Annotated in this window: 11 protein-coding genes; 4 read left to right on the forward strand and 7 right to left on the reverse strand. The window is 72.0% G+C overall.

Annotated elements, in window-relative coordinates; genetic code table 11:
- Both Q1N79_RS04250 and Q1N79_RS04255 read left to right on the forward strand, forming a co-directional pair.
- Positions 1–620 (forward strand): HNH endonuclease signature motif containing protein (locus Q1N79_RS04250; protein ID WP_300604665.1); only part of this gene is annotated, 620 nt, incomplete at its 5' end.
- A 56-nt stretch (positions 621–676) separates the two neighbouring features.
- On the forward strand, positions 677–1435 hold the full coding sequence (locus tag Q1N79_RS04255) for a phytanoyl-CoA dioxygenase (RefSeq protein ID WP_300604667.1): 759 nt from the start codon (positions 677–679) through the stop codon (positions 1433–1435).
- A gap of 104 nt (positions 1436–1539) precedes the next feature.
- Here the strand turns inward: Q1N79_RS04255 and Q1N79_RS04260 are convergent, their stop codons facing one another.
- Positions 1540–1737 carry a hypothetical protein gene (locus Q1N79_RS04260; RefSeq protein ID WP_300604670.1) on the reverse strand — a complete coding sequence of 66 codons (198 nt, stop codon included), beginning with the start codon at positions 1735–1737 and terminating at the stop codon, positions 1540–1542.
- Positions 1738–1898: 161 nt separating this feature from the next.
- On the opposite strand from Q1N79_RS04260, the gene Q1N79_RS04265 reads away from it, so the two are divergent.
- A complete protein-coding gene (locus tag Q1N79_RS04265) occupies positions 1899–2291 on the forward strand; it encodes a nitroreductase family deazaflavin-dependent oxidoreductase (protein WP_300604672.1) in 393 nt (130 codons plus the stop codon).
- A 47-nt stretch (positions 2292–2338) separates the two neighbouring features.
- On the opposite strand, the gene Q1N79_RS04270 is transcribed toward Q1N79_RS04265, so the two are convergent.
- The 5 genes from Q1N79_RS04270 to Q1N79_RS04290 all read right to left on the reverse strand — a co-directional run bounded on the left by Q1N79_RS04270 (position 2339) and on the right by Q1N79_RS04290 (position 6823).
- The gene (locus Q1N79_RS04270; protein WP_300604675.1) at positions 2339–2872 is read right to left on the reverse strand and encodes a DUF488 family protein; all 534 of its coding nucleotides are present in this window, start codon (positions 2870–2872) and stop codon (positions 2339–2341) included.
- Positions 2873–4072 carry a ferritin-like domain-containing protein gene (locus Q1N79_RS04275; protein WP_300604678.1) on the reverse strand — a complete coding sequence of 400 codons (1200 nt, stop codon included), beginning with the start codon at positions 4070–4072 and terminating at the stop codon, positions 2873–2875.
- Complete coding sequence (locus tag Q1N79_RS04280; protein ID WP_300604681.1) at positions 4050–4970, reverse strand: PhnD/SsuA/transferrin family substrate-binding protein; 921 nt, start codon at positions 4968–4970, stop codon at positions 4050–4052. The genes Q1N79_RS04275 and Q1N79_RS04280 overlap by 23 nt, the downstream gene beginning before the upstream one ends.
- The gene (locus tag Q1N79_RS04285; protein WP_300604684.1) at positions 4967–6109 is read right to left on the reverse strand and encodes an acyl-CoA dehydrogenase family protein; all 1143 of its coding nucleotides are present in this window, start codon (positions 6107–6109) and stop codon (positions 4967–4969) included. Before Q1N79_RS04285 ends, Q1N79_RS04280 begins: the two co-directional genes overlap by 4 nt.
- 141 nt (positions 6110–6250) lie before the next feature.
- Positions 6251–6823 (reverse strand): Lrp/AsnC family transcriptional regulator, encoded by a 573-nt coding sequence (locus Q1N79_RS04290; RefSeq protein WP_300604687.1) that lies wholly within the window; start codon positions 6821–6823, stop codon positions 6251–6253.
- Between the two features lie 110 nt (positions 6824–6933).
- Here Q1N79_RS04290 and ald point away from each other — a divergent pair, with 110 nt between their 5' ends.
- Positions 6934–8049 carry an alanine dehydrogenase gene (gene ald / locus Q1N79_RS04295; RefSeq protein ID WP_300604690.1) on the forward strand — a complete coding sequence of 372 codons (1116 nt, stop codon included), beginning with the start codon at positions 6934–6936 and terminating at the stop codon, positions 8047–8049.
- Between the two features lie 165 nt (positions 8050–8214).
- Here ald and Q1N79_RS04300 read toward each other — a convergent pair whose 3' ends face one another.
- A complete protein-coding gene (locus Q1N79_RS04300; protein ID WP_300604692.1) occupies positions 8215–10089 on the reverse strand; it encodes a recombinase family protein in 1875 nt (624 codons plus the stop codon).
- Between the last annotated feature and the right edge of the window lie 821 nt (positions 10090–10910).

The raw sequence follows: 10910 nt of genomic DNA on the forward strand, positions 1-10910 counted from the left end.
GCACCCTGCTCGGCTGGTCGAATGCCCCCGGCCAGGCCGGCGGGTGGGGGCTGCTGGACCGCGACGACACCCGCGACACCGTCACCGCCGCCTCGCTGCACCCCCGCACCCGCTGGTGCCTGACGCTGACCGGCCCCGACGGCACCGCGATCGCGCACGGCTGCGCGGTCGGCCGCCACCCCTGGACCCCCGCACCCGGCCCGCCAGGCCCCGGCGGCGGGCGCGACGGGCCCACCCCAGGCCAGGCCGCACAGCTCGCGGACCTGCTGCGCCGGCTGAACGTCACCTTCGAGCCGATCGCCGCCGGCAGCTGCGACCACCGGCACCGCGAGGACCGCTACACCCCCAGCCGCACGCTCAAGCACCTGACCCGGGCCCGCACCGCCACCTGCTCGGCCCCCGGCTGCGGCGCGCAGGCCTACCACTGCGACCTGGACCACACCCGCCCCTACCCGGACGGGCTGACCTGCGAATGCGGCCTGGCACCGCTGTGCCGCCGGCACCACCGGTGCAAGCAGGCCCCGGGGTGGAGGCTCGAACAGCCCGAACCAGGCCACATGCGCTGGACAACCCCATCCGGCCGTGTCTACACCACCACGCCCACCATCTACGACGTGTGACCGTTGCCGCGAAAACCCGATGACGCTCTGCCCGCGGCCCGCTCATACTGGGCCTCGTGGATGTCGACCGGTTCATCCGGGACGGCTACGTGGTCATCCGCGGCGCCGTTGATGCGGCGACCGTCGCGGCGTGCAGGGAACGGATCTGGGCGTCGATGGAGCGGCTGGGTGTACGCCGGGGTGATCCGTCGACTTGGCCGCCGCTGGTGGAGATCGATGACCTGCAGGGCGGGCCGTTCGCCGCCGCAGGGACGTCGCCAAAGCTGGCCGCGGCCTGTGACGAACTGATCGGCCCGGGCCGGTGGGATTCGCCGGTCAGGCCCGGCGCGGCGCTGATGGTGCGGTTTCCGTCGGAGGACCGGGCGAATGCCGCCTTCCACATTGAGGGGAGCTACCGCGGTCCTGACGGGCAGGACAACTGGGTCAACATCCGCTCCCGGGCGCGCGGGCTGCTGGCGCTGTTCTTGTTCACCGACGTGGAACCGCAGGACGCGCCGACCCGGCTGATCTGCGGCTCGCACCTGTTCGTTCCGGAGTTCCTCGCGCCCCACGGCGAGCAGGGCACATGTGGAGACGCCGACTTCTGGCGCCCGTCGACGCTGTGCCTCCCGGTCGCGCACGCGACCGGCGCGGCGGGGGACGTCTTCTTGTGCCACCCGTTCATCGTGCACACCGCGACCTGGCCGCACCGCGGGGTCGGGCCGCGGATGATCGCCCAGCCAGCCGTGTATACCGCTGACGGGTTCGCGGTAGACGGCACCGATCCCTCGCCAGTGGCGCAGGCCATCGTCGTCGGGCTCGCCATGATGGAGTAACACGGGAACGGTATGCCCCAACCTCCCAGACATCACGCTACTGGGACATACCGGACCGTCTACGAAACGTGACCGTCCTGGGGCCGCACGTGATGCTGAAAGTGCTAAGCGGGCTGGAGCCCAGCCTCATCGATCAACGCGTTGATCCGGCCGTAGATCTCTTCGAGTTTGTCCGGGGATACGTCTTTCCTGACCAAAGCGATGACTGGCTGGCCTGTTAGTACCGCGTGCTGCAGCAATGCGCGTACTGCCAGAGCCTGACCTGGCGTCCATTCATCAGGAACGAGAATTTCGATATTCATGCCGCTCGCTCCAGGCGATTGATGGATCGGGGATCCATGCTCCCGGCAAACCAGCATCTCGCCCGGGAAGTTTGCCGTCAAGGACGGTCACGGGCCCGCGATTGGGCAGCTAGGCCCCGGCCACCGCTTAGGCTTAGCGCCAGTGCCCCAGGGGAGGTGCCATGCCGATTCCGAAGCGGGTGGCGCAGTGGAACAAGGTCGGCCTGAACCGGATCGTCAAGCACATCGCGCCCGGCATGCCCGGCCTTGGTCTTGTCATACACCAGGGCCGGCGTTCCGGCCGTGAGTATCGGACGCCGGTCAACCTGTTCCGCAGCGAGGACGGCTTCATCGTCGCGCTCACCTACGGCCCGAACACGGACTGGGTCAAGAACGTCCTCGCGGCGGGCGGGTGCGAACTGCGCACCCGCGGGCGCGTGCTGCGCGCGGGGGAACCGAGGGTCTACCGCGACGAAACCAGACAGGGAGTGCCCCTGCCGGTACGCCAGGCGCTCCGCCTCCTCGGTTCGGCTGACTTCCTGTCGCTGAAGACAGTCAAGACCACCAAGACGTGAAGACACCGAACTCGGCGCGGCGGGTCATCTGATCAAGCCGCCGCTCGTCACAGCAGCGGGACCTGGCCGGCGTCATAGACAAGCAGGCCGTCTGCGCGCACCCGCAGGCCGGGGGAGGGACGGTGCTCCTCGACGCGCCCGTCGTGCATGAGATGCCGCACAGGCACACCGCGGGCGGCCGAGGCGAAGTCCGCGACGAGACGGCGGTGGCAGCGCCACCACAGGCTCTCCGAGCACATGACGGCGACCTGCCGGGACGCCGCCTCGGCCAGCACCGCGTCGATGGCGGCGGCAAACTCGGGCGACCGCATGTGCTGCGCGTAGCCGCGGAACATGTCCTCGCGCCACGCCACGTCCGGGTTGTCCGGGCCCGGCCTGCGGAAGCCGCCGAGGCGCTTCTCCCAGCGGTACGAGATGCCCGCCTCGGGCAGCCACTCCGACAGCGCGGCCAGGGCGAACTGCGGATTGCGCCGGCTGCCCGGCGCGATGCGGATGTCCACGATGGAGGCGATGCCGGCGGCGCGGAGAGTCGCCACGGTTCGTTCGGAAGAATCTGTCCCGTGCCCGTAAGTCAGCAGCATCTACATGAAGTTACGGGTGTGCAGGGCGGATAGCTCGGCGGCCTCGTCATCGGGGAACCCGATGTAGGCCAGGCGGCGCCTGCGGCCCTCATCCATCTGCCGCTGGAGCTGCTGCAGCGCCTGCCAGCCCCGGCCGATCGCGACGGGATCCCACGAGCCGGCCGCGAGCAGCACCAGGGAGTCGAAGACCTCGGCGTTCAGGCCCGCGGTGTCGAGCAGCGCGGCGTGCCGCCGCTCGACGGCCTGCCTGAGCACGCCCAGGTACGACGGGTCCGCGCGCGCCGCGTGCGCGGTGTGCGCGACACCGAACGCCACGTGCCGCGCCTCGTCGCGCAGCGCGAGCCTGGCCACGTCCGCGGTGACGGGGTCGGGGGCGTACCTTAGCACGAAACGGAGCAGGTCGACGAACGTGCCCTCGCCGAGCACCGAGAGCAGGAACCCTGCCGTCGTGAAGTCGGGCTCGGTGAGCAGGGTCTGCAGCGACGCGCGGCCGCCCGCGCTTGAGGTGCCGAGCGGGCCGCCGGTCAGCATGCCGCGCCGGGTGAACACCTCGACGTGGCGCGCCTCGTCGGCCGCCTGGCTGGCGAGCAGCTGCATCACCTCGCGGAAGTGCGGGTGGAGCTGGCTGAGCAGGCGCGCCGGGATGATCAGCGCTGCCTGCTCGTTCTCGACGAGGTAGGTCATGATCTGCACGACCGCGCGCTCGATCTCGGGCGGGACGTCGACCGGCGCCGACCAGTCGACGGCGGTCGCGGGGTCCCACTGGCTGGCGGCCGCCGCGGCGTACAGCTTCGGCGCGATGTCGGCCCAGACATGCTCGCGTTCGGTCCACTGCGCCCCGATCGGCGGGCCGCCGTCCTCGACGAGTGCGCCGCGCGCCGCCAGGCCCCAGCGGGGGTCGGCGCGGTCCTCGGGCGGGCCGTCCGGCCTGCCTGCCCGGCGCGCGTCCGCCCAGCGCCGCTCGCCCGCGGCGCCCTTGGTGATCACCCAGTGGCTGCCGCGGCCGACATCGCCGTCGCTGTCTGCGGCGAGACGGTGGCCGTGCTCACGGCACCAGACCGCGAGGTGGATGCCCAATGCCGGATGACGGCCGGTGACCGCTAGCTCGTCGCCGGGCCGCAGTCCGGCGAGCGCCCGGGACAGGAGCAGGTGACCGCCCTGGTCGAGGCCGAGGCCCTCAAGGTCGGTAGCCGACCGCACCGATCTCGCCCTTGGCGTCGTAGAAGCCGGACTCGTCGACCGCGCGCTCGAGCTGCGCGTAACCGGTTAGCCGCGGCGGGCGCCATTCCTTGAGCCCTTCCAGGTCAAGCAGCGGGCGCAGCGCCGGGTCGGCGTAGTCCATGCCGAGCAGGAGGTCCTTGAACCTGCCCAGGCTGGTTTCGCCGGCGGCCGGGCCGGCGGTCATCGTGCAGTGGTCGTAGGGCGGGGTCTGCGCGAGCACCCGCACCGAGCTAGACGGCAGGATGCCTTCCCTGGCGAACAGCAGCAGGTTGGAGTCGATCATGCAGGCGGCCTCGACGCGGCCGGGATCGCCCGGGTCCGCGCCGACCAGGGCGCGGGCCGCGTCACGCTCGCCGCCGATGTGGTCGCCGTGCAGGCCGACGCCGATGTCGAAGCGGCGGACCCAGACGTCGGCGCCAGAGGCGCCCGGGGCGCCCGGGGCGCCCGGGTTCAGGCCCGCCGCACGCAGCAGCGACAGGGGCAGCAGGGTCGACTGGGGCGAGTCGATGGCGCCGGTCGCGACAACCCGGCCGCGCAGGTCGGCCAGTGACTGCGCGGGGGAGTCGGCGCGTACGACGACGACCGAACGCAGGTCGCAGTCTGTGTCGCGCATCGTGACCGGGGTCGGCGTCACCCCGGCCGCGTCGGCGAGACGGCGGGCGCGCACCCAGGCGAGCGGTGAGTTCCATGCCACGCCGATCCGGCCCGCGACAAGGTCCTCGACCTGGCGCTCGTAGTTCGAGTACAGGACGTAGTCGAAGTCAAGCCCCTGCTCGCGCAGCCACGTCCGGAAGCCGTCCCAGATCGTGACGACCTTGGGGTCGTAGGCGACCGCGCCGAGCAGCAGGCCGTTGCTCTGGGCCGCGCTGTCGCTCACGTGACGTCCCCGAGCAGCGGCAGGCCGCACAGCGCGCGGCCGATGAAGTCCTGCAGCGCGTCGGTCGTCGGCGCCATCACCCGCGCCGCCCGTGAGTCGCGGAACAGCCGCTCGACCGGCGACTCCTTGCGGAAGGCCGCCCCGCCACAGGCGCGCAGGGCGAGGTCGGCGGCGTCCGCGGCCGCCTCGCCCGCCGCAGCCTTGACCTCGAGCACGAGGAGCTGCGCGTCGGCGCGGCCGGTCTCGACGGCGTTGAGCGTGTCCTCGACGAGGGCCCAGGCCTGGTCTGCCGCGATGTGCAGCCGTGCCAGCTGGGCGCGCGGCTGGACCTGCTGCGCGAGCGACTGGCCCAGGTGCTGCAGCTGGGTGCGCTGCAGGTGGGCGGCCGTCTCTTCGGCGAGGCGGCGCATCAGGCCCGCGCTCATCGAGGCGCTGCAGATCAGGAAGACCGGCAGCACGGCGGCCAGCGCGAGGTCGAGGCCCGCGCCGTCTTCGCCGATCAGCGCGCTGCGCGGCACCCGCACGTTCACGGCCGACATCGGCGCCGAGGCGTTGCCGCGCAGCCCAAGCCCGTCGAACGCGCCGACCACGGTCAGGCCGTCCGCGTCGCCGGACACCAGCCAGAGCGTCATCGGGCCGTCGGCGGCGAGCGGCCGGCTCGACCAGACGTAGCTGTCGGCCTGGCCGGCCGACGTCACCCAGCTCTTGCTGGCGTTCAGCCGGACGTCGCCGCTGGCGTCCGCCGTCGCGGTGCCGAGCGGTGCCCAGAAATGGCTGCGGGAACCGGACTCGGAAAACGCCAGCGTCGACAGGTGCCGCCCGGCCGCGATCTCGGTCAGCGCGTCCTTCACGCCGCCCGCCGCCAGCGCGGCGGTCGCCGAGTAGTGCATGGTCACGACCATCGCGGTCGATCCGCACACCGCGCCGAGCTCACGGACGACGTACGACGCCTCCCGCAGCCCGGCACCCCCGCCGCCGAACTCGGTGGGGACGGTCAGCGCCAGCAGGCCCGCCGCGGCGAGCGCGTCGAGCTGCCTGCGCGGGAATTCGCCGGTCGCGTCGACCTCTCCGGCAGCTGGTGCTACGACTTCCTCGATGACGCGCGCGAGCGCGTCACGGTATCGCTCAGGAGATGGCATTGCCGCCTGCCTCTCTTCCCCGACTCTTGGCCGACCTCACGGGTGGGTGTTTCCATGATCGGCCGCAGGCTAGCAGACGGGAAGTGGGCATCCGCACAGGAATGCCCGCGGGGAATTTGTGCGTGACCGTCCGGCCGGTCGTCAGCCCGCCGTCGCGGCCCTGACGTGCTCGAAGATCAGCGAGGTCTCGGTGTAGGCGACGTCCGCGTTCGCGCTGAGGCTCTCGACGAAGTCGCGCAGGTCTTCGGTGGAGGCCGCCGCGACGTGCAGCAGGAAGTCGTCCTTGCCGCCGAGGAAGTAGACGTTGAGCACCTCGGAAAGCCGTGCGACTTCGGCCACGAAGGCCCGGATGTGGCCGCGGGCGTTGGCCTGCAGCCGCACCGCGATCATCGCCTGCAGGGACCGCCCCAGCGCGGCCGGGTCCACATCGGCGTGGTAGCCGCGGATCACCCCGCGCTCGCGCAGCGCGCGGACCCGGCCCAGGCAGGTCGACGGGGCGATGCCGGCTCGCTCGGCGAGGACGTTGTTGGGCAGCCGCGCGTCGCGGGCCAGTTCAAGCACGATCCGCCGGTCGGTGTCGTCCAGCCGGCCGGCATCGCGGCCGGCGCCGGAGCCGCGTTCGCGCCGAACGATCTTCGGCGCTTGCGGCTGTTGCCGAACACTCTTCGGCCGGCCCGCCGCACGAGGGGCTTGTGCCGAAGTTCCATCCATCATAGTCATATGATACAGAATTAAATTCATAATTCTAGGTATTTTTTCGATGAAGATGCATCATTAAGTAGGCTTAACAGAACTTAAAAGGCGTCCGTGAAAGGCAGGCCGTCATGAAGGTCGGCATCCCTCGCGAGGTCAAGAACCACGAGTACCGTGTCGCGATCACGCCGGCCGGCGTGCGGGAGCTTGTCGGGCACGGCCACGAGGTCTACGTGGAGAAGGACGCCGGCGCGGGCTCGGAGCTCGGTGACGACGCCTACGTGACGGCTGGCGCCACGATCATCCCGGACCCCGACGAGGTATGGGCCGCGGCGGACCTGGTGCTCAAGGTCAAGGAGCCCATCGCCGAGGAGTACGACCGGATGCGCAAGGGCCAGGTGCTGTTCACCTACCTGCACCTGGCCGCCGACAAGGCCTGCACCGACGCGCTGCTCGAGTCCGGCGTCACCGGCGTGGCCTACGAGACCGTCCAGCTCGCCGACGGGTCGCTGCCGCTGCTCGCCCCGATGTCGGAGGTCGCCGGCCGGCTCGCCCCGCAGGTCGGCGCCTACCACCTGATGCGCCAGGGCGGCGGCAACGGCGTGCTCATGGGCGGCGTGCCGGGCGCGTACGCGGCGAAGGTCGCGGTGATCGGCGCCGGCGTCTCCGGCCAGAACGCGGCCGCGATCGCCGCGGGCATGCAGGCCAACGTCCTGGTCCTCGACAAGAACATCGCCAGGCTGCGCCAGCTCGACGCGATCTACCAGGGCCGCATCCAGACCGTCGCGTCCAATGCCTACGAGGTCGAGCGCGCGGTGCTCGACGCCGACCTGGTGATCGGCGCGGTGCTTGTGCCCGGCGCCAAGGCCCCGAAGATGGTCAGCAACGACCTGGTCCGGCGGATGAAGCCGGGTTCTGTCCTCGTCGACATCTCCATCGACCAGGGCGGCTGCTTCGAGGACTCGCACCCGACGACGCACGCCGACCCCACATACCGCGTGCACAACTCCGTGTTCTACTGCGTCGCCAACATGCCAGGCGCGGTGCCGCACACGTCGACCTACGCCCTCACCAACGTGACGCTCCCCTACGCGGCCGAACTCGCCAGCCGCGGCTGGCGCGACGCGCTGCGCGCCGACCCGGCCCTGGCCCGCGGCCTGAACACGCACGAGGGACAGCTGACCAGCGCCCCGGTGGCGCAGGCGCACGGCTACCAGGCCGTCTCGGTCGCCGACGTGCTCGCCTGACAAGACAAAGGCGATCATCCCGAACGATCCCGGCTTCCTCCGCACCGCGCTGGCTGTGTTGCCTGCTCAGCCAGTGGCCCATGTGACTGCCGAGGCGTGCCGGCCCGGGGCCGCCATGGACCCGCTTGGCGGTGGGGCCCACAACGCCAAGCCTCCCGGGCTGGGTCAATGACCCCATGGGGGCGGTGCCGTCGGTTTGGGCTGGGGGTGGGTGTCGTGGTAGCCGTCCTGGCCGGGGTTGAGGATGGCGGGCAGCGCATTGAGGGTGTGGTCGGTGATCTGGACGTGGACGGTTGCCTGGCCGTCGGGCTTGTTCCACAGCACGGTGAGGTCGAAGGCGGCGAACAGCCGGGCCTTGAGGGCAGGCGGCAGTGCCGGGAGGATGTCGCCGGCGTAGGGGATCTCCTCCAGCAGCGCCGGGTCGGCCGGGCGGGGCGCGGTCCGGGTGAGGGCGGTGAGTTCGGTTTCGGCCTGGGTGCGCTGGCCGTGGAGCTGGGCGAACCGGTCCATGATGCGGGCGCGGAGGGCGGCGGCGGCCGGGCTGGCGGGACCGGCGGGGATCTGTTCCAGGGCGGTGATCTGGGCGTTCTGGGCGGTGTCGAGCTTGCGGATGCGGGCTTGGAGGGCGGCGGCGGCCGTGGCCGCTTGGGCGGCGGCGTCGGCGTCGGTGGCGGGCAGCTGCCCGGCCAGGTAGGCGGTGCGGGCGGGGGTGAAGATGCGGTCGCGGAAGAACGCGGCCACGATGGCGTCCAGGCGGTGTTCGGGCGCGGCGACGCTGGCCGGGTGGCCGGGGCTGGCGGCGGCGTGGCGGGGGTTGCCGGGGTCGTGCGGGCACCGGTAGTACACGTTGTGCCGGGCGGCGCCTTTGGCGGTGCCGGTCATCCGGCGGCGGCAGTCGCGGCAGCGGATGCGGGACCGGTACGGGTAGAACCGGGCAGCCGGCGGCGGCCCGGCCCTGCCGGGGTCGCGGCTGGTGGCGTGCTCGGCGCCGATGCCCTGGGCGGCCTGCCAGGTGTCGCGGTCGACCAGGGCGGGGTGGACGGGCTGCGGTGTCCACAGCCATTCGGACGGGGGGACGGGGACGCGGCGGCCGCCGCGGGTGCGGCGGCGGCCGAAGACCATGTGCCCGGTGTACTTGGGGTTGCGCACGATGGCGTCCACGCCGCTGGCCGCCCAGGTGGCCGCCCCGCCCGGCGGCGGGTAGAGGCCGGGGGCGGCGGCGAGCCGGGCGGCGATGGCCGGCAGGCCCAGCTTGTCGACGGTCCGCCAGGTGAAGATCGCGGCCACGGCGGGGGCGGTGGCCGGGTCGGGGACCAGCCGGGTCTTGGTGCGTCCCTGGGCGGCCTTGGCCGGGTTGGGGTGCGGGCAGCGCTGGGCGGCGTACCCGTAGGGCGGGGTGCCGGTGTTCCACCCGTCCAGGCTGTGCTCCACGAGGCCTTTCCACACCTTGTCGCGCAGCTGGAGCCGGTACCACTCGGCGACGCCCTGCTTGACCCGGCGGACCAGCACGGTGGTCGGGTTGATCCCGGCGATGTCGGCCGGCTCGTCGGTGGCGAACAGCGGGATGCCCTGCCGGGACAGTTCCCGCTCCAGCTTGAGGGCGTTGAACGTGTCCCGGGCCGACCGCTCGATGTCCTCGCACACAACGGCCGCGAACCGCGGGGCGGGGTCGGCGGCCTCGGCCAGCAGGTCGGCCATCCCGCCGTCGCGCGGCAGCCCGGCGTCGGTGAGCACCCGCCAGGACTGGGTGCGGGAGCGGGCTTCCAGGTCGGTGCCGCCCGATTCGACGTCGGAGTAGACGGCGGCGATGAACCATCCGGGGGGCAGCCACTGCTGGCAGGCGCGGATCTGCCGGCGTACCGAGGCGACGGGGTCCTGCAAGGCCAGCGTGGAGGTGCGGGCAAAGATGGCGACCGGCACCGGCTCGGCCGCCACGGCGGTTACCCGGGGGTGCTGTCTGTGCTGGCGTGACCATTGAAGGACCTCCCTGATCACCTGTGCCTGCCGCGCGTCTACTTCTTTTGCGCGCGGCCCGGTCACGATCCTTATCTTGTACCGGACTTTCATCCCGCCCGGCCTTTCCCCCTCACCCAGATTATAGCTGATAATGCGCGCAGAATCGATTATCCCGCGTGAATTACTGGACTGTTCTTCCTGGTCAGGACCGTGCTCACTCCCGGGAATTACCATTTCCCCTGTCTCTCACCATTGTTTATCGCCTGCTTTTCCCGACTGGTTTTCCGCGCTGGCTGTCGGGGTTTTCCGGGGGGCGGGGCCGCGCGGTTTGTGCGCGGGCACGCCCCCCGGGGGTCATCCCGTCACCGTCGGCCACCCTCCGGGGTAGCGGGCCGGGCCGGGCCGGTCATGGTGGAGCGCCCGGCCGGACGAACGACCGTGACCGGCCCGGCCCGGTCTGCTAGGCGCTGCCTGGCCGGCGGTGACGGGATGACCCGCCCCCTGCCCCAGCCGCAGCGGGCCGGGTGGCTCGTGGCCCTGGCCCATCCTGGAGCCCGAGGCCCCGCCGGAGGCACCCGCCTTTTGCACTGCGGTCACCGTCCGGGCGGCGGGGCGAGGCGGCGGCCGGAGCGGCGGGTTCGCATCGTCGCGCCGTGCCCTGCCGCGCGGCGGGCGCCGGAGTCGGCGCGGGCCGGCGCGCTGGAGGGGCGCTGATGCCGTGACGGCGGCCATCGCTGCTCCCGCGCTTGAGTCCGGGCTGCCCGCCGCTGCCATGGTGGCACGGCGCAGGGCGGCCCGCAGCGCGCACGGCATTACCGTCCCCTTACGGCACGTGAGCGGGCCGGCTATGACAGCGCCCTGGCCTGCAGCTTGTCCCGCAGCATGTGCAGTTCCAGTTCCAGGGA

It is taken from the genome of Trebonia sp. (genome assembly GCF_030042015.1).
GTDB lineage: Bacteria > Actinomycetota > Actinomycetes > Streptosporangiales > Streptosporangiaceae > Trebonia.

Coding starts and splice junctions, on each gene's coding strand:
- Q1N79_RS04260 (WP_300604670.1), bottom strand. CDS start 1,737: ATGAATATCGAAATTCTCGTTCCTGATGAATGGACGCCAGGTCAGGCT.
- Q1N79_RS04265 (WP_300604672.1), top strand. CDS start 1,899: ATGCCGATTCCGAAGCGGGTGGCGCAGTGGAACAAGGTCGGCCTGAAC.
- Q1N79_RS04270 (WP_300604675.1), bottom strand. CDS start 2,872: ATGCTGCTGACTTACGGGCACGGGACAGATTCTTCCGAACGAACCGTG.
- Q1N79_RS04285 (WP_300604684.1), bottom strand. CDS start 6,109: ATGCCATCTCCTGAGCGATACCGTGACGCGCTCGCGCGCGTCATCGAG.
- Q1N79_RS04290 (WP_300604687.1), bottom strand. CDS start 6,823: ATGATGGATGGAACTTCGGCACAAGCCCCTCGTGCGGCGGGCCGGCCG.
- ald (WP_300604690.1), top strand. CDS start 6,934: ATGAAGGTCGGCATCCCTCGCGAGGTCAAGAACCACGAGTACCGTGTC.